The sequence below is a fragment of the Blattabacterium cuenoti genome (assembly GCF_014252315.1).
Lineage (GTDB): Bacteria > Bacteroidota > Bacteroidia > Flavobacteriales > Blattabacteriaceae > Blattabacterium > Blattabacterium cuenoti_AI.
This window is the reverse complement of the sequence record NZ_CP059216.1, coordinates 302,524-322,500: the sequence shown is the minus strand read 5'-3', so window position 1 is coordinate 322,500 and position 19,977 is coordinate 302,524. Positions and strand designations below refer to the sequence as shown.

Annotated in this window: 12 protein-coding genes and 1 rRNA gene; 11 read left to right on the top strand and 2 right to left on the bottom strand. The window is 24.3% G+C overall.

Annotated elements, in window-relative coordinates; translation table 11 throughout:
* Positions 1–183 precede the first annotated feature (183 nt).
* Positions 184–293, top strand: a 5S ribosomal RNA gene (gene rrf, locus H0H39_RS01525).
* Positions 294–313: 20 nt separating this feature from the next.
* Here rrf and H0H39_RS01520 read toward each other — a convergent pair.
* Positions 314–1,999: a ribonucleoside-diphosphate reductase subunit alpha gene (locus tag H0H39_RS01520; protein ID WP_185877153.1), complete on the bottom strand. Its 1,686-nt coding sequence runs from the start codon at positions 1,997–1,999 to the stop codon at positions 314–316.
* A gap of 14 nt (positions 2,000–2,013) precedes the next feature.
* On the bottom strand, positions 2,014–3,834 hold the full coding sequence (gene rpsA, locus H0H39_RS01515) for a 30S ribosomal protein S1 (RefSeq protein WP_185877152.1): 1,821 nt from the start codon (positions 3,832–3,834) through the stop codon (positions 2,014–2,016).
* Positions 3,835–4,030: 196 nt separating this feature from the next.
* Here rpsA and dnaE point away from each other — a divergent pair, with 196 nt between their 5' ends.
* From dnaE to trxA, 10 genes are all read left to right on the top strand, one after another.
* Complete coding sequence (dnaE, locus tag H0H39_RS01510; RefSeq protein WP_185877151.1) at positions 4,031–8,296, top strand: DNA polymerase III subunit alpha; 4,266 nt, start codon at positions 4,031–4,033, stop codon at positions 8,294–8,296.
* Positions 8,297–8,468: 172 nt separating this feature from the next.
* Positions 8,469–10,229 carry an argininosuccinate synthase domain-containing protein gene (locus H0H39_RS01505; protein WP_185877150.1) on the top strand — a complete coding sequence of 587 codons (1,761 nt, stop codon included), beginning with the start codon at positions 8,469–8,471 and terminating at the stop codon, positions 10,227–10,229.
* Entirely contained in the window at positions 10,226–11,197 is a 972-nt protein-coding gene (gene argC / locus H0H39_RS01500) for an N-acetyl-gamma-glutamyl-phosphate reductase (protein ID WP_185877149.1), read from the top strand. Before H0H39_RS01505 ends, argC begins: the two co-directional genes overlap by 4 nt.
* Positions 11,198–11,217: 20 nt before the next feature.
* The gene (locus H0H39_RS01495; RefSeq protein ID WP_185877148.1) at positions 11,218–12,360 is read left to right on the top strand and encodes an aspartate aminotransferase family protein; all 1,143 of its coding nucleotides are present in this window, start codon (positions 11,218–11,220) and stop codon (positions 12,358–12,360) included.
* The gene (carA, locus tag H0H39_RS01490; protein ID WP_185877147.1) at positions 12,360–13,463 is read left to right on the top strand and encodes a glutamine-hydrolyzing carbamoyl-phosphate synthase small subunit; all 1,104 of its coding nucleotides are present in this window, start codon (positions 12,360–12,362) and stop codon (positions 13,461–13,463) included. The genes H0H39_RS01495 and carA overlap by 1 nt, the downstream gene beginning before the upstream one ends.
* 24 nt (positions 13,464–13,487) lie before the next feature.
* Positions 13,488–16,733 (top strand): carbamoyl-phosphate synthase (glutamine-hydrolyzing) large subunit, encoded by a 3,246-nt coding sequence (carB, locus tag H0H39_RS01485; RefSeq protein ID WP_185877146.1) that lies wholly within the window; start codon positions 13,488–13,490, stop codon positions 16,731–16,733.
* 5 nt (positions 16,734–16,738) lie between these two features.
* Complete coding sequence (locus H0H39_RS01480; RefSeq protein ID WP_185877145.1) at positions 16,739–17,692, top strand: Rossmann-fold NAD(P)-binding domain-containing protein; 954 nt, start codon at positions 16,739–16,741, stop codon at positions 17,690–17,692.
* Complete coding sequence (argB, locus tag H0H39_RS01475; RefSeq protein WP_185877144.1) at positions 17,689–18,483, top strand: acetylglutamate kinase; 795 nt, start codon at positions 17,689–17,691, stop codon at positions 18,481–18,483. The genes H0H39_RS01480 and argB overlap by 4 nt, the downstream gene beginning before the upstream one ends.
* Complete coding sequence (locus tag H0H39_RS01470; protein WP_185877143.1) at positions 18,474–19,553, top strand: M20 family metallo-hydrolase; 1,080 nt, start codon at positions 18,474–18,476, stop codon at positions 19,551–19,553. The genes argB and H0H39_RS01470 overlap by 10 nt, the downstream gene beginning before the upstream one ends.
* Before the next feature lie 83 nt (positions 19,554–19,636).
* Positions 19,637–19,975: a thioredoxin gene (gene trxA / locus H0H39_RS01465; RefSeq protein WP_185877142.1), complete on the top strand. Its 339-nt coding sequence runs from the start codon at positions 19,637–19,639 to the stop codon at positions 19,973–19,975.
* The last annotated feature ends 2 nt before the right edge of the window (positions 19,976–19,977 follow it).

Sequence of the window (19,977 nt, the reverse complement as noted above, 5' to 3'; positions counted from 1 at the left end):
CGAAGCTCACCATAAGATTAGGCTTCTTTTATATTTTTTATAAGAAGGGTCGTTGAAGATTACAACGTTGATAGGCTACAAGTGTAAAGACAGTAATGTCATAGCTGAGTAGTACTAATTACCCGTAAGCTTTTTTTACTGATCCCTTATTTGTATTATTATGTTTTTTTCAAAAAAATAACATTAGGTGATTATAGCAATGTTGACCCACCTCTTACCATTTCGAACAGAGAAGTGAAAAACATTAGCGCTGATGGTACTAGATTTTCTGGGAGAGTAAGTCGTTGCCTATGTTATTTTATTTTTTATTGATTTAATTTTTAATATCAGCACGAAGAATACTCTCACTTCTATAATAATAAAGACTTTTCAATCCTATTTTCCAAGCTTTAACATGAATTTTATTAATATCTTTTGCAAGAGCATTTTGATGAAAAGACAAATTAATACTTTGTCCTTGATCAATATATTTTTGTCTTATGCTAGCTTGTTTTATTAATTCTAATTGATCAATTTCTTTAAAACATCTAAATACATTTTTTTGTCTTTCGTTAAGAAAAGTTAAATTGAGACAAGATCCTTTTTCCTTGGCTATTTTTTCCCAAACTTTAGAATTATTACATCCTTTTTCTATAAAAATCTTTTCTAGATATGGATTTTTTCTAATATACATGCCTTTTGCATCATCATCTACATATATATTAGCAGCTAATGGTTCTATTCCTTGTGATAATCCACCAGCTAATTTTGCTGAACTTCTATTTGGAGCTATAGCCATTAATGTTAAATTACGTCTTCCAGTTCCTATGTTCCAATATGATTCTCCATATTCTTTTGCCAAATATTTAGTTGCTTCTATTGATTTAAAATATATATTTTTAAATATTTTATGTGTTAAAAATTTTGCCTTTAATGAGGTAAAAGGTATCATATTAGATTGTAAATAAGAATGCCATCCCAAAGCTCCTAATCCTAGCGCTCTACTTTTTTCTGCAAATCTAACTGCATCTTCTATTCCTTTTATATTTTTACCTTTATCTATAAATTCTTGTAAAGCAGCATCCAAAAATAAAATAGAATAAAAAACAGTATTAGTATTTTTCCACTCTATAAATTTTTCTAAATTTAAAGAAGATAAACAACAAACAAGAGTATGATTTTCATCTGTAGGTAACATAATTTCTGAACAAAGATTACTATGATGTATTTTTAATCCATGTTTTTTCCAATTTTCAGGAATATTTTTATTAGCATTATCCTTAAAAAAAATATAAGGTTCTCCAGTTTTAACACGTTCCTTTAACGTGTTTATCCACATTATTCTATGTTTTCCATTTTTATTCAAAACATTTTCCATAAAAGAATCAGATATTATTACCCCTTGATGAATGTTATGACATTGACGATTAATATCTCCTTTAGGTTCTCTAATTTTTAAAAAATCTGTATATTCTGAATGTTCTATATTTAAATAAATAGCAACAGCTCCTCTTCTAGTTTTTCCCTGTTTACTAGCGATAATTGTACTATCATATGATTTAATAAAAGGAATAATTCCATCAGATTTTCCTAAAATTCCTTTTTTTATACAACTACCTATAGGTCTTATTAAACTAAAATCATATGAAGTTCCTCCTCCATGTTTACTCAAAATAGCCATTTCTAAATTTTTTCTGTATATTTCATACATACTATCGCCAATTCTTCCTGAAAAACAACTAATAGGTAATCCCTTTTCAGTTCCAAGATTTACCATTACTGGTGTAGATGGTATTAACCATCCTTTCCAAAAAATATCAAAAAAATTTTTTTCTATTTTAGGTTTTTTTAAAATTCTTGCTGCATTTTTAGCTAATCTTTTATAAGCTCCAAACGGAGTTTCTCCATCTAATAAATATCCACCTTTAATTGTATTCAAATATAATTCATTATTTGCCCAAATAGGAAAATCTTTTCCAACTTTCCATCCTTCTTTTTCTGCAATAGAATGTGTTTCCATTTTTTTATTAAAAACTATTTATTATTTAATTTATTTTTTTTCTTTCTCTCTTCTTCTTTTTTTTCTCTTTCCATTTGTTCTTTAAGTTTAACTAATCCTTCTATATCTCCAAGAGTAGATCTTTCAAATTTTCTACTTTTAATACGTTTTTCTTTTTTCTTTTGTATTTTATCACGGTAAATAGATGTATGAGAAATCATAATTCTTCTTGTATCCTTATTAAATTCAATAATTTTAAAATCAGCTTTATCTCTATTTTTTAACATACTACCATCTTTTTTTTCTAAAAAACGTAAAGGAACAAATCCTTCTAAAATGTTATTATCTGTAAATTTAACTGTTGCTCCTTTTTCAAAAGAATTACAAATAATTCCTTCATGAATACTTCCAATTGTGTATATTTTTTCATACTTGTTCCATGGATTTTCTGTTAATTGTTTATGTCCTAAATTTAATTTTCTTCCTGTAGAATCTACAGAAATAACTACAACTTCTATTTTATCATTAATTTTACAAAAATCAGAAGGATGTTTTATCTTTTTAGTCCAAGATAAATCATTTGTATAAAGAATTCCTGATATACCATTTTCTAATTCCACAAATAATCCAAAATTTGTAAATTTTTTAATAATACCAATATGTTTTGATCCAACAACATACTTTTTATCTATATCAACCCAAGGATCTTTAGTTAATCGTTTAACACTCAAAGACATTTTTCTATCTTTACGATCTATTGTTAAAATTAAAGCTTCTAATTCATCTCCTATTTGCACAAAATCTTTTGGAGAAGATAAATCTGTATACCAAGACATTTCACTAATATGTAATAAAGCTTCTACGCCAGGTAATATTTCTATAAATGCGCCATAATCAGCTAATACACTAACTTTACCATTTATTTTACTGCCAACTTTTAATTTTGGATCTAATGAATCCCATGGATGAGGCTGTAACTGTTTTAATCCTAATTGTACTCTATTTTTTTCTTTATCTACACTAAGAATAACAAATTTTAATTCTTGTTCTAATTGAACTATTTCCGTTGGATGATTAATATGAGGCCAACTCATATCAGTTATATGTAATAAAGCATCTACACCACCTAAATCTACAAATGCACCATATGGTAATATATTTTTTATTTTTCCTTCTAAAACTTGTCCTTTATCTAATTTTGATATCATTTCTTTTTTTTGCTCTTCAATGTCTCTTTCTATCAATATTTTATGAGAAACAACTACATTTTTTGTCTTTTTATTAATCTTAACAACTTTTATTTCCATTGTTTTTCCAACATAATTATCATAGTCTTTAACTGGTTTTACATTTATATGTGATCCAGGTAAAAAACATTCTATCCCAAATACTTCTACAATCAATCCTCCTTTTGTTCTTGCTGATACATATCCAAGAACAATTTCAGATTGTTCATAAACTTTGTTAATTTTTTGCCAATTTCTCAGCATTTTTGCTTTTTGATACGAAAGAATACATTGTCCCTTATAATCTATTTTTAGAACCATTATTTCTATTTTAGAACCTATTTTAATAGATAAATTTTCTCTAAATTCGCTCATAGGCAAAATTCCTTCTGCTTTAAATCCAAAATCAACTAAAATATTTTTATTTGTTATATTGGTTATTATTCCTTTATAAATTTCTAATTCTTTTACTTTAGGTAAGGTTTTTGTGTATATTTCTTCAAGTTTTTTTCTTTCTTTTTGTGAAGTTTTATTATATAGATGCATTTCATATTTTTCCCAGTCAAATTTATTATTTAATAATTTTTTATCATTAATTTGAGAGTTAGTTTTTTTAGTTTTATAAGGCATAATATTTTTTAATTTTTGTTAAGTCTTTCTTTATACAATTTTTTTTAACAAAAAAAAGTATTTTATTTTATATAAATCTATTTAATCTGAAAATTATTTTTTTCTTTTATATGATGAATTTTTTTTGTAAAAAAAGCATTACAAAACTAATAATTTTTCGTTAACTTCTTTTAATCAATTTTTTTCTTTAGGAAAAATGTATCTAATTATTGACACGGAAACAACAGGAATACATGGTTTTTATAATAATTATATAGGTGTGAATATTAAACAACCGAGGTTGGTACAATTATCATGGCAAATTCATGATTATTTAGGTAATCTGATAGAATTTGAAAATTTTATTTTGAAACCTGATAATTACGATATTCCATTTAATTCTTTTAAAATTCATGGTATAACTAATAATATAGCAGAAAAATATGGATCTAGTTTAGATTTTGTTTTAAAAAAGTTTAAAAAAACTATTGAAAAATATAATTATATCATAGGTCATAATTTAGAATTTGATTTGAAAATAATTAAAAATGAATTTTGTATAAGAAAAATAAAAATTGATCTTAAAAACAAAAAAATTTTAGACACTAAATTATTTTCCGTTAATTATTGTAAATTACCTGGTAACAGAAGAAAATTTAAGTGGCCTACATTATCTGAATTATATTTTAAATTATTTTCAGAAAATATTCCTAATAAACATGATGCAGAAAATGACGTAAAAGCTACAGCTCGTTGTTTTCTTGAATTATTAAGAATAGATATAATATCTGATAAAGATATAGAAAAAAATTTATTATTATTTAGGAAAAAATTTTTTCATGTAATTCCAAAATCTATAGTTTCTTTTAGAGAAAAAAAAATAATTTATAAAGATTTATATCATAAAAAAGAACAAAATTCATTATTTCATAGTAACAAATGGAAAAATTTTAAATATTCTTATTCTCATATTCATAATCATACTCACTTTTCTATTTTAAATTCTACTATAAGTGTAAAAAATCTTATTGAAAAAGCAATTGAATTTAATATGCCTGCTGTAGGAATAACAGATTATGGTAATATGATGGGATCATATTATTTTCTTAATAATATTCATTTTGTAAATAAGTCTTTACCTAAAAAAAAAATTAAAGGAATCGTAGGATGTGAATTTTTTATTTCAGATAATTTTTTACGAAAAAAGTTTACTAAAGAGGATCCAGATAAAAGATATACACAAGTGCTTTTATCAAAAAATAAAAAAGGATATAGAAATTTAATAAAAATTTGTTCTATTGGATTTACACATGGATTTTATTCTGGAATTCCTAGAATAGGAAAAAATATAATAGAAAATTATAAAAATGATTTGATAGCACTTACTGGAGATTTAAATTCAGAAATACCATATAACATTCTTAATTATGGAGAAAAAATAGCAGAGAAAACTTTTTTATGGTGGAAAAATCTTTTTAAAGATGATTTTTATATTGAATTATTACGTCATGAAATAGATGAGGAAAACTATGTAAATGATATATTACTTAAATTTTCTAAAAAACATAAAGTAAAATTTATTGCACAAAATAATGTATTTTATTTAGATAAAAGTAATGCTAACGCTCATGATATTCTTCTTTGTATAAAAAATAATAGTAAACAATCAACTCCTATAGGAAAAGGAAGAGGATTTAGATTTGGATTTCCAAATAACGAATATTATTTTAAAAATGTGGAAGAAATGAAAAAAATATTTTTAGATCTTCCAGAATCATTCGAATCATTAGAAGAATTAATATCTAAAATAGAACATTATAATATTTCTAGAAAAATTTTGCTTCCAGAATTTAATTCTGTAGAAATTAAAAATAAACAATATTCAAAAGATAAAAATACTAAAATAGAAAATCAATTTTTGTCAAAATTAACTTATGAAGGAGCAAAAAAACGTTATAAAATTATTACAGAAAAAATTAATAAAAGAATTTCTTTTGAGTTGAAAACGATAGAAAAAATTGGATATCCTGGTTATTTTTTAATAATTCAAGATATTATATCTCAAGCAAAAAAAATGGAAATAGCAGTAGGGCCTGGAAGAGGATCATCAGCAGGATCTGTTGTTGCTTATTGTTTGGGAATAACTAACATTGATCCTATTAAATATAATTTACTTTTTGAAAGATTTTTAAATCCTGATAGAATATCGTTGCCAGATATAGACATTGATTTTGATGATAAGGGTCGTGAAAAAATTATAGAATGGGTATCAGAAAAATATGGTAAAAAAAAAGTTGCACAAATTATTACATATTCTACTATGGGAGCAAAATCATCAATTAGAGATGTGGGAAGAGTTTTAGATATTCCTTTAGAAGATATAAATCGTATAGCAAAAATGATTCCTAATAATTTAACTCTTAATGAAATACTAAATAATAATATAGAAAAAAAATATTCAATAAATACAAACAATATAAATATAATAAAAAGAATAGCTTTTGATACAAATAATGTATTAAATAAAGTATTAATACAAGCAAAGATTTTAGAAGGAACTATAAGAAGTACAGGAGTTCATGCTTGTGGTCTTATCATAAGTCCATGTAATATAGATGATATTATTCCAGTTTCTATATCAAAAGAATCTTCATTCTTAATAACTCAATTTGATAATAATATAGTAGAAAATGCTGGATTATTAAAAATGGATTTTTTAGGATTAAAAACACTTAGTATAATTAGAAGTACCATAAATATTCTTAAAAGTAGAAAAATAATAAAAGATATTCTATTTCCATTAGATGATAAAAAAACTTATAAACTTTTTCAACGTGGAGAAACTTCAGCTATATTTCAATATGAATCATTAGGTATGCAAAAATATTTAAAAAAATTAAAACCAGATAAATTTGATGATTTAATAGCAATGAACGCTTTATATAGACCAGGTCCTATGCAATATATACCTAATTTTATTGATAGAAAACATGGAAAAGAAGATATTACTTATGATTTTCCAGAAATGAAAAAATTATTAAAAGAAACATATGGAATAACTGTATATCAAGAACAAGTTATGTTAATTTCTCAAATGTTAGCTGGATTTAGTAAAGGTGAAGCTGATTTTCTTCGAAAAGCTATTGGTAAAAAACAAAGAAATGTTCTTGATACAATGAAAAATCAGTTTATCAATAGATCTATACAACGTGGATATGATAAAAATATTATAAAAAAAATATGGAAAGATTGGGAATATTTTGCATGTTATGCATTTAATAAATCTCATGCAACATGTTATGCTTACATTGCTTTTAAAACTGCTTATTTAAAAGCACATTTTCCTTGTGAATATATGGCCTCTGTATTAAGCAATAATATGAATAATATTAAACAAATTACATATTTGATTAAAGAATGTAGAAGAATGAAATTATTTATAGAAAAACCGGACATTAATAATAGCGAATATAATTTTGTAGCAGTAAATGAAAATTGTATACGGTTTGGTCTAACAGGAATAAAAGGAGTAGGAGATAATGCTGTAAAAAAAATAATACAAGAAAGAAAAAAAAATGGATTATTTTCTTCTATATTCAATTTAGTAGATAGAATTGATTTACGTGTGGTTAATAAAAAGACATTAGAAAGTTTAATTTTATCTGGAGCAATGGATAGTTTTAATATAAGAAGAGAACAATATTTTTATGTTGATAAATCAAGTAATTTAAGTTTTTTAGAGAAAATTATACGATTTGGTTCAAAAAATAAAAAAATGGAGGCCCCAGTTATAACAGAATGTGATATATGGAATGATATTGATAAATTATCAAAGGAAAAAGATGTATTAGGAACTTATGTTTCTTCACATCCTTTGGATAAATTTTATTATGAAATAAAATATCTTACTAATATATCAATTAATAAATTATTAGAAAAAAAAATATTATGTAATGATGATATTAATAATCAAAAACAAATATTATACTATTCTTTTGTAGGACTTTTATCTAAAGTAGATAATAGATTTTATAAAAAAAGTAATGTTGAATATGGATCATTTTTATTAGAAGATTATAATTCTATTAAAGAATTTAAAATGTACGGAAAAAAATATTTAAAGTATAAGCATTTATTAATTAAAAATAATTTATTGTTTGTATGTATTTCTATTGAAAAAATATATTTTAAAGAAAATAAAATTACTATTTTGCATATAGAAAAATTGCAAAATGTTTTTAGAAATTTAGTTCATAAACTAATCATAAAAATTAATGTAATTGATTTGAATGAATCATTAATTAATAATATAGAAAATGTCTTAATTAAAAATAAAGGAGATAAAACGTTAGATATTATGCTTTATGATAAAATAAGTGGAATTTACTTAGATTTTGAATCTAAAAATTATAAAATTAATGTTAATTACGGTTTTTTAAGAGAATTAGAAAAATTAAATGAAATAGATTTTTATTTTATTTAAATAATTTTATGAATAAACTTTATTACATTTATACGTAATTTGCATAATTAATAGTAAAAATTATAGTAAAAATTATTGAATTATTATTTATTATATTTAAAAATTTTTCTTAAAAAAGAAAAATATTATGTATGTGGTAGTGGTAATTGAGTAGATCGGTTTTGTAATTAAAATGAAAATAAAAGTTAGAGTATCTTCTGAAAAAGATACGAAATATGTTTATTTGATTTGTAAAAAAATTCAAGAATCGGCAAAAATTAGAGGAACTGGTATAGCAAAAAAAAATCCAGAATATATTAAACGTAAAATGGTTAATGGTGATGCAATAATTGCATTTTGCGATAAAAAGTTAGCTGGATTTAGTTACTTGGATGTTTTTCAAAATAATAAATTTATCGTTAATTCTGGATTAATTGTTTTTCCTGAATTTAGAAAACAAGGATTGGCAAAAATTATAAAGATTGAATTATTCAATCTTTCTAGAAAAAAATTTCCTAATTCAAAAATATTTAGTATAACTACAAATAATACTGTAATTAAAATTAATACAGAATTAGGATTTAATCCTGTATCATTTAATGAATTAACTAATTCGGAAAATTTTTGGAAAGGATGTAGAAGTTGTACTAATTTCGATATTTTAAATAGAAACAATAAAAAAATGTGTTTATGTACAGGACTTTTATATGATCCTAAAAAAAATAATTATTCTAATAATAAAATAAATAATAGATCTAAAGTTGTATTAGCTTATAGTGGAGGATTGGATACTTCTTTTTGTCTAAAATATCTTTTAAAAAAAAATTATGAAGTACATACAGTAATAATTAATACAGGAGGATTTAAAAAAAATGAGTTAAATGAAATTCATAATAGAGCTATAAGTATTGGATCAAAATCACATAAAACTATTAATGCTATAGAAGAATATTACCAAGATTGCATAAAATATTTAATATTTGGAAACATATTAAAAAATGATACTTATCCAGTTTCAGTAGGGTCAGAAAGAATATTCCAAGCAATTAAAATTGCAAAATATTCAACAATGATTAAAGCTAAAGTTATAGCACATGGTAGTACTGGAGCAGGAAACGATCAAATTAGATTTGATGTAATTTTTCAGATTATTTGTCCAGATAAAATTATCTTATCACCCATAAGAGATATGAACATTTCAAGAAATGAAGAAATTAAATATTTACAAAATGAAGGAATATCATTTTGTTGGGACGAATTAAAATATTCTGTTAATAAAGGAATTTGGGGAACTAGCATTGGAGGAAAAGAAACTCTTACTTCTAACGAAGATATTCCAGATTATGCTTATCCAACAAAATTATGTAAAAATAATAGTGAAAATCTAGAATTAGAATTTTATAAAGGAGAATTATCTAGTGTTAATAAAGAAAAAGGAAAAGCTGTAAATAATATAATGAAAATAGAAAAAATAGCATCTGAATTTGCTATAGGAAGAGGAGTTCATATAGGTGATACTATTTTAGGAATTAAAGGTAGAGTTGCGTTTGAAGCATCTGCTGCAATTATTATTATAAAAGCTCATCATTTATTGGAAAAACATATTCTTACAAAATGGCAGCTTTATTGGAAAAAACAATTATCTGATTGGTATGGAATGTTAATTCATGAAGCTCAATATTTAGATCCAGTAATGCGTAATATAGAAGAATTTTTAAAAAGTACGCAAGAAAGATTAACAGGAACAGTAAATATCATTTTACATCCTTATAGATTTCATTTAGTAGGAATAAATTCAAAATATGATTTAATGAAATCTTCTAATACAATTGCTCAATATGGTGAAGTAAATTATGGATGGAAAGCTGATGATGTTAAAGGGTTTATAAAAATATTAAGTAATCAAATGAAAATATACCATATATTAGAAAATGATAAAATAAAAGAAAAATGATCAAAATAAGTATCATAGGAGGAACTGGATATACTGCTGGAGAATTAATTAGATTGATTGTTAATCATCCATATTCTAATATTAATACAATAGTTAGTAGTAGCAATTTTGGAAAATTAGTTCATTTAACTCATAAAGATTTATTAGGAGATATAAATAATAATATGAAATTTTCAAAATATTTAGATAAAGAAACTGATATTGTATTTCTTTGTTCAGGACATGGTCAATCTAGAAAAGAACTATCTAATATACCAGATAATATAAAGGTTATAGATCTTAGTCAAGATCTAAGATTAGAAAATAAATTTCGTAACAGAAATTTTGTTTATGGGTTGCCTGAATTACAAAGAAAATTAATAAAAAAATCAAACAATATAGCTAATCCAGGATGTTTTGCTACATGTATTATTTTATCTATTTTACCACTACTTATAAAAAGATTAATAAATAAATCCATTCATATTAGTGCTATAACTGGATCTACTGGATCTGGAAAACAATGTAGTGATACAAATCATTTTAGTTGGAGAAATAACAATATATCAACTTACAAAATATTCACGCATCAACATTTGCAAGAAATAAAAAAAGTTATTTACGGTATACAAAAAAATTTATCTACAGATATTTATTTTGTACCTTATAGAGGTAATTTTTCTAGAGGAATAATTAGCACAATGTATACTTATTCTGATTTATCTTTAAAAGAAAATAAAAATATATATAAAGAATATTATTCAGATCATCCATTTGTATATGTTTCTGATGTTGACATTGACGTAAAGCAAGTAATTAATACTAATAAATGTGTTTTGTTTATTTCTAAACAAAAGAATAAAATAATTGTTGTAAGTGTTTTGGATAATCTTTTAAAAGGTGCGTCTGGACAAGCCATACAGAATATGAATATTATGTTTAATTTAAATGAAGATTGTGGTTTAAAATTAAAATCTTCCAGATTTTAGAAAAATTTTAATATTATATTATGGAATTATTTAACGTGTATTCTACTCTAGATATAGAATTAAATAAAAGTATTGGAGTATACGTGTTTGACACAAATGGAAAAAAATACTTAGATTTTTATGGTGGACACGCTGTAATTTCTATTGGACATTCACATCCACATTATATAGAATCTATTAAAAATCAAATGAATAAAATTTCTTTTTATTCAAATAGTGTTATTATTTCCAAAAAAAAAAAACTAGCAAATATTATAGGAGAAATTTCAGGGTATAAAGATTATTCTTTATTTATATGTAATTCTGGAACAGAATCTAATGAAAATGCAATAAAAATAGCATCTATTCATACAGGTAAAAAAAAAATAATAGCATTTAAAGGATCATTTCATGGAAGAACTAGTGGTAGTGCTTCTATAACAGATAATTATAAAATTTTATCACCTTTTGATTCTCAACACAATAATATATTTATAGATTATAATGATTTATGTTCTTTAGAGAAAGAACTGGAATACCAAGATATTTGTGCAGTAATTACTGAAGGATTACAAGGATTATCTGGAATTATAGATCCTGGATATGATTTTTTTTTAAAATTAGGTAAATTGTGTAAAAAATATAATACATTATTAATTATTGACGAAGTGCAAAGTGGTTATGGAAGAACAGGATCTTTTTTTGCCCATCAGTTTTATCCAATAAAACCAGATTTAATTACTGTAGCTAAGGGAATGGGGAATGGATTCCCTATAGGGGGAGTATTAATTCATCCTAAATTTAAACCATATTTTGGTATGTTAGGAACTACTTATGGCGGAAATTATTTATCCTGTGTAGCAGGAATTGCAGTATTAGAAATTATTAGAAATGAAAAATTAATTAAAAATGCAAAAATAATGGGTGATATATTATCTAAAGAAATAAAGAATAATATTTCCGATGTAGTAGAAATAAGAGGTAAAGGTCTTATGATTGGATTAAAATTTAATTTTCCTGTTGAAGATTTGAAAAATACCTTAATTTATAAGGAGAATGTATTTGTCGGTGTATCTAATAATCCGTATGTTTTACGATTATTACCTCCATTAAATATTAATAAATATCATATAGAATTATTTTTAGACAAATTGAAAAAATCCTTAACGTATATTCGTATATAATGAAAAGTATAAGAAAAAAGAAAAAAGGAATGTTGATTTTGGAAGATGGAACTAAATATAATGCTCTATCATTTGGCCATCAAAAATCCACTTCTGGAGAAATTGTATTCAATACAGCTATGACAGGATATACGGAAAGTCTTACTGATCCTTCTTATAATAGTCAAATTTTAGTTTTCACTTATCCTATGATAGGGAATTATGGAGTTCCACCAAATTCTTTATCTAAAAAAGAACGAATTCATAAATTTTATGAATCTAACAAAATTCATGTATCTGGACTTGTAGTTACATATTATTCTAATCATCCATATCATTATAGTATGAGTAAATCTTTATCTGAGTGGTTATGTGAAAATAGAGTTCCAGGATTATATAATATAGATTGCAGATCTATTGCAAAAAAACTTAGAAATAATGGTGGATCTGCATTAGGAAAAATATTTATAGACGATGATATATCTTTTTATGATCCTAGCAAATATAATCTTGCTAGTAAAGTTTCTATTAAAGAAAAAATTACATATGGAGATGGTGAATATAAAATAATACTTGTAGATTTTGGTTTAAAAAATAATATTATAAGATGTCTTTTAAAAAGAAATTGTACTCTCATAAGAGTTCCATGGAACTATGATTTCAACAAAGAAAAATATGATGGATTACTATTATCTAATGGGCCTGGAAATCCCACAATATATAAAAAACCAATAGAGTCTATTCGCATAGCTATGCGAAGAGAAAAACCTATATTTGGAATATGTTTGGGAAATCAATTGTTGGGTATTGCTGCAGGAGGATCTACTTATAGATTGTTACATGCTCATAGAGGACATAATCAACCTGTTATGTCCTTAGACAATGGAAAAAGTTTTGTTACATCACAAAATCATGGATATGTTTTAGATTATAGTTCTTTGTTATCAAAAGGATGGAGAGTTTTTTTTAAAAATCTCAACGATAATACATGTGAAGGAATTATTCATAATAATAAACCATTTTTTTCTGTACAGTTTCATCCAGAAGCGTCAGGTGGTCCAACAGACACCGATTTTCTATTTGATATGTTTATTGATATAATTATAAAAAAAAGGCAAAAATAATTAAATTTTTCCAATAAATTTATTATGAAAAAAATAGAAAAAGTCCTTATACTAGGATCCGGAGCTTTAAAAATAGGAGAGGCTGGAGAATTTGATTATTCTGGAACACAAGCTTTAAAAGCTTTAAAAGAAGAAGGAATTTATACTATATTGATTAATCCTAACATTGCTACTGTACAAACATCTCAAGGAATTGCGGACAAAGTATATTTTCTTCCTTTGACTTTATTTTTTATTAAAAGTGTCATATATAAAGAGAATCCTGATGGAATATTATTGTCTTTTGGAGGGCAAACAGCATTAAATTGCGGAATACAACTTTTTCATAATGGAATTATAGATAATAATAAAATAAATATTTTAGGAACCCCTATTAAATCCATTATTCAAAGTGAAGATAGAGATTTATTTAGGAATCAATTAAATAATATTAATATAAAAACAGCGAATAGTTTTGTTGCGCATTCTGTTGATGAAGCTATATATTATTCTACAAAAATAGGGTTTCCCGTTATTATAAGATCCGCTTATACTCTTGGAGGATTAGGAAGTGGATATTCCAAAAATGTTAATGATTTAGAATATTTAGTTAAAAAATCTTTTTCTTATTCTTCTCAAATAATTGTGGAAGAATATTTAGAAGGATGGAAAGAAGTTGAATATGAAATTGTTAGAGATGAATATGATAATTGTATTGCTGTATGTAATATGGAGAACGTTGATCCTATAGGAATTCATACAGGAGAAAGTATTGTAGTTGCACCATCACAAACTTTGACAAATTATGAATATTTCTTTTTAAGAAAATTATCTATACGTATAGCAAAACATTTTGATATTATTGGAGAATGTAATGTACAATTTGCATTGAACTCTAATTTAGAAGATTATCGTGTTATTGAAGTAAATGCTAGGCTCTCTAGATCAAGTGCTTTAGCATCAAAAGCAACTGGATATCCATTAGCTTTCATTGCAGCGAAACTATCAATTGGATATGGGTTGCATGAATTGAAAAATTCTATTACTAAAAATACTACTGCTTTTTTTGAGCCAGCTTTAGACTATGTTGTATGTAAAATACCTAGGTGGGATTTAAACAAATTTTATGGGGTATCCAATGAAATTGGAAGCAGTATGAAAAGTGTTGGAGAAATAATGTCTATAGGAGGTTCTTTTGAAGAAGCAATTCAAAAAGGCATCAGAATGTTGGATATAGGAATGCAAGGTTTTATAAACAAAAAAGAAAAATTATTACCTCGTAAATTATTGAAAAAATTTCTTAAAAATCCTACTGATCAAAGAATTCTATTTATAGAAGAAGCATTAGAAAATGGATTTACTATTAAAGAAATAAATAGGTTGACAAATATAGATCCATGGTTTTTATATCAATTAAATGAAATTTTTAAAACTAAAAAGGATATAGAAGTTTTTGAAACTTGGAAAGATATACCCGATGAATTATTATGGAAAGCAAAGAAAAAAGGATTTTCTGATTTGCAAATAGCTAATATATTTATTGATAAAAAATTTTTCCATAATAAAAACATAAATGAATTAGAAGAAGAAATAAGAACATATAGAAAAAATAAAGATATAATACCTTATGTTAGACAAATTGATACTTTGGCTGCAGAATATCCATCAAAAACGAATTATTTATACTTAACTTATCATGCTAATCAACACGATGTATCTTATGAACAAGACAAAAAATCTGTAATAATTTTAGGCTCAGGAGTTTATAGAATTGGTAGTAGTGTAGAATTTGATTGGTGTTGTGTCAATGCATTACATACAATAAACAACAAATATTACAGATCAATAATGATTAATTATAATCCAGAAACAGTAAGTACTGATTTCGATATATGTGATAGATTGTATTTTGAAGAATTAACTTTAGAACGTATATTAGATATAATTGAATTAGAAAATCCAAAGGGAACTATTGTTTCTATGGGAGGACAGATTCCTAATAATATAGTTTTAAAACTTCATAAAAGAAAAGTAAAAATTTTAGGGACTTCTCCTGATTCTATAGATAAAGTAGAAAATAGATATAAATTTTCTAATGCTATGGATAAATTAGGAGTTAAACAACCTAATTGGAAAGAATTATCTGATATTGATTCTATTATGAATTTTGTAAAAAAGGTAGGATTTCCTATCCTAATTAGGCCATCTTATGTTTTATCGGGATCAAATATGAATGTAATTTATAATAAAGAAGAATTGATTAAATATATGAATGAAATATCGGGTGTATCACCAGAACATCCGTTAATTGTTACAGAGTTTATAAATAATGCAAAAGAAATTGAATTTGATGCTGTTTCTCAAAATGGAACAATTTTATATTATGCTGTATCAGAACATGTAGAATTTGCTGGAATACATTCAGGAGATGCTACTTTGATATATCCTCCTTATAATATTTATATATATACAATTAGAGAAATAATTAATATATCAAAAAAAATATCTAAATATTTTAATATATCTGGACCTTTTAATATTCAATTTCTGTATAAAAATAATGAATTAAAAGTTATTGAATGTAATTTAAGAGCATCTAGAAGTTTTCCATTTGTATCTAAAGTTTCCCGTTTTAATATGATTGATCTTGCGACACAAGTTATACTTGGAGAAAAAAAAGAAATAATAAATTCTAATTTTTTTATAAATGCAAATTTTTTTGGGGTAAAAGCTTCTCAATTTTCATTTTCTCGTTTACAAGATGCTGATCCTATACTAGGAGTAGATATGTCTTCTACAGGAGAAGTAGCATGTTTAGGAAACACTTTAGATGAAGCACTTTTGAAATCTATGCTTTCCGTTGGATATACTATTCCTAAAAAGAATATTCTTATATCTGGAGGCCCTATTGAATCTAAATTAGAACTTTTAGAAGCATTTAAATTATTACACGATAAAAAATATATTCTATTTGCAACAGAAGGTACTAATAATTTTTTATATAAAAATAAAATACCATCAATAAAAGTTTATTGGACAAATAAAAAAAAACGAGTCAATGCTATCGACTTAATAAAAAGTAGAAAAATAGATCTTGTTATAAATATACCTAAAAATTTCAGTAAAAAGGAATTAGATAATGATTATGCTATAAGAAGAAGTTCCATAGATTTTAATATACCATTGTTAACAAACCCCCGTTTAGCTAAAGCTTTTATTAAAGCATTTTGTAATTTATCATCTATGAAACAACTTTTTATTAAGTCTTGGAATGAATATGAAATAATGTAAAAATTATGAAGAATTTTTTTAGTATAAAAGATGTTGTTAATGTTTATGACATTATTAAAGAATCTATTTTATTAAAAAAGAATCCATACAATTTTCAAAATATTGGACGAAATAGAACAATTGGTTTAGTTTTTTTTAATCCTTCTTTACGTACTAGAATTAGTTGTCAAAAAGCTGCTTTTAATTTAGGATGTAATGTATGGACTTTAGATATTAAAAATGATTCTTGGAAAATTGAAATGCATGATGGAGGTATAATGAAAGATACACAAGAACATATTAAAGAAGCTATTTCTGTTATGAGTATATATTGTGATATACTTGCAGTAAGAGCTTTACCAAATTTATTGGATAAAAATTATGATTATAAAGAAATTTTATTCAAAAAAATACTTTACTATTCCAAAGTACCAGTGGTAAATTTGGAAAGTGCTACTTTACATCCTTTACAATCTTTAGCAGATGTTATAACTATTGCAGAACATAGTTCTTTTTTTAAAAAAAAGAGTAAAGTTGTATTAAGTTGGGCCCCTCATGTTAACCCGTTACCTCATTCTGTTGCTAATTCTTTTTCTCAATGGATAACAAAAATAAGAGAATTAGATTTTATCATAACATATCCAAATGGATATGATCTACATAAAAAATTTTTACATGGGGTTAAAATTTCTAATAATCAAAATGAATCGTTTAAAAATGCAGATTTTATTTATGCAAAAAACTGGAGTAGTTATTTATATTATGGAAAAATAATAGTTCATGATTTTAAATGGATGATAAATCAGGAAAAAATGAAGTTAACTAATAACGCTAAATTTATGCATTGTTTACCTGTAAGAAGAAATATAGTAGTTGAGGATTCAGTATTAAATAGTAAAAATTCAATAGTATTAGAACAATCTAAAAATAGAATATATGCTGCACAAATAATATTTCTAAAAATTTTACAATCTTTATGAAGATTAATGTGATAAAAATAGGTGGTAATTTAATTAGTAATAAAAAAATACTTAATAATTCTTTAAATTTTTTTTGTCAATTAAAAGGATACAAAATATTAATTCATGGTGGAGGGAATAAAGCTGATTCTGTTTTACAAACAATGCAAATACCAAAAAAAATAATACAAGGAAGAAGAATAACGGATAAAGATACTTTAGATGTAGTTATAATGACTTATGCAGGATTAATTAACAAAAGCATTGTTTCTTTATTACAATATTATCAATGTAATGCAATTGGATTATGTGGTGCAGATGGACTTTGTATTAAATCTTCTATTCGTAAAAAAAATAATTCTATTATTGATTATGGATATGTAGGGGATATAAAAAAAAGTGAATATATTAATACGAACTTTCTAAAATTTTTATTAAAAAATAATATAACTCCTGTATTATGTTCTATAACTTATGATGTAGAAAAAGGGCTTTTAAACACTAATGCAGATACAATTGCTTCAAATGTAGCTATTGCTTTATCGAAACAAAAATGTAATATTACATTACATTTTTGTTTCGATAAGAAAGGTGTATTAAAAGATATTACTGATCCATGTTCTTATATTAATAAAATTGATTTCAATTTATTTAAAATTATGAAAAAAAATCATACCATATGCAATGGTATGATTCCCAAATTAGAAAACGCTTTTTTTGCATTGAAAAATGGAGTATATAAAGTATATATAGGATCTCCTAATCATTTAAATAATCCTGATGGTAGTAAAAAAACTAGACTATGTCTGTAGTAGATATAAGCGTTTTAAAAGAGGAAGCAATTAAACTTCTTATAAGAATGATTAATATTCCATCTATATCAAAACAAGAAAATAAAGTATCTATATTGATAGAAAATTATCTAAGAAAACACGGATTACGTGTGAATAGAAAATTCAATAATATATGGGTAGAAAATTTAAATTATTCTAATACAGGTATTTTACGTACTATTTTATTAAATTCTCATCATGATACGGTAAAGCCAGGAAAAAATTGGAATACAAATCCTTTTAATCCTATAAAGAAAGGTAATAAATTAATAGGATTGGGTAGTAATGATGCAGGAGCTTCTGTTGTATCAATGATATCTACGTTTATATATTTAAGTAATTTATCAGAAATTCCATATAGATTAATATTATCTATTACTGCAGAAGAGGAAATATCTGGATCTTCAGGAATAGCTTCTATTCTTCCTGAACTAGGTAAAATAGATTTAGGAATTGTAGGAGAACCAACTAAAATGCAAGTAGCTATTGCAGAAAAAGGGTTAATGGTTTTAAATTGTATTGCTAGGGGTAAAACTGGACATTCTGCAAGAAATAATGGATTAAATGCTATTTATATAGCAATAAGGGATATTGAATATTTAAAAAATTTTTGTTTTAGCAGAAAATCAAAATTATTAGGAGATACAACTTTAAATATAACTCAAATAAAAGGTGGAATTCAACATAATGTCATTCCTGATTTATGTTCTTTTATTATAGATATTAGAACTAATGAATTATATAATAATGAAGAACTAATTGATATAATAAAAAAAAGAATTTATTCAGATGTGTATCCTCGTTCTTATCATTTGAATTCATCATTCATAAATCCAGAACATCCTATTGTGTTAAAAGCTAAATCAATTGGTAGAAAAATTTATGGATCTCCTACTCTTTCTGATCAAAGTATAATGCCATTTTCTACAATAAAAATGGGTGTAGGAGATAGTTTTCGTTCTCATACATCAAATGAATATATATTAGTCACTGAAATTATAGATGGAATAGATATTTATATTCGTTTACTTAAGAATTTTCATTTTTGAATATATAATAAAAATAAGGTAAATTTGTATTATATTTAATTTAGTTTCAAAAAGATAAACTTAATATATACATATAAGTATTTATGTTACAAGAAATTAACGATAACAATTTTGACCAATTGGTAATATTTACTAAAGAAATTGATTCAATTTTAGTTGATTTTTGGGCTCCATGGTGTGCTCCATGTAGATCTCTTGCAATATTATTGGAAGAAATATTTATAAATGAATATAAAACAAAAATGTTATTTTTTAAAATAAATGTTGATAATAATCCTAAGATTTCTTCAAAATATAAAATTAGAAGTATTCCCACTATTATTCTATTTAAAAATGGAGAAAAAAAGGATGTTCATGTTGGAATAATTTCTAAAGAAGATCTTAGAAAAAAATTAGATAATATAATTAATATTAATAAATAAAA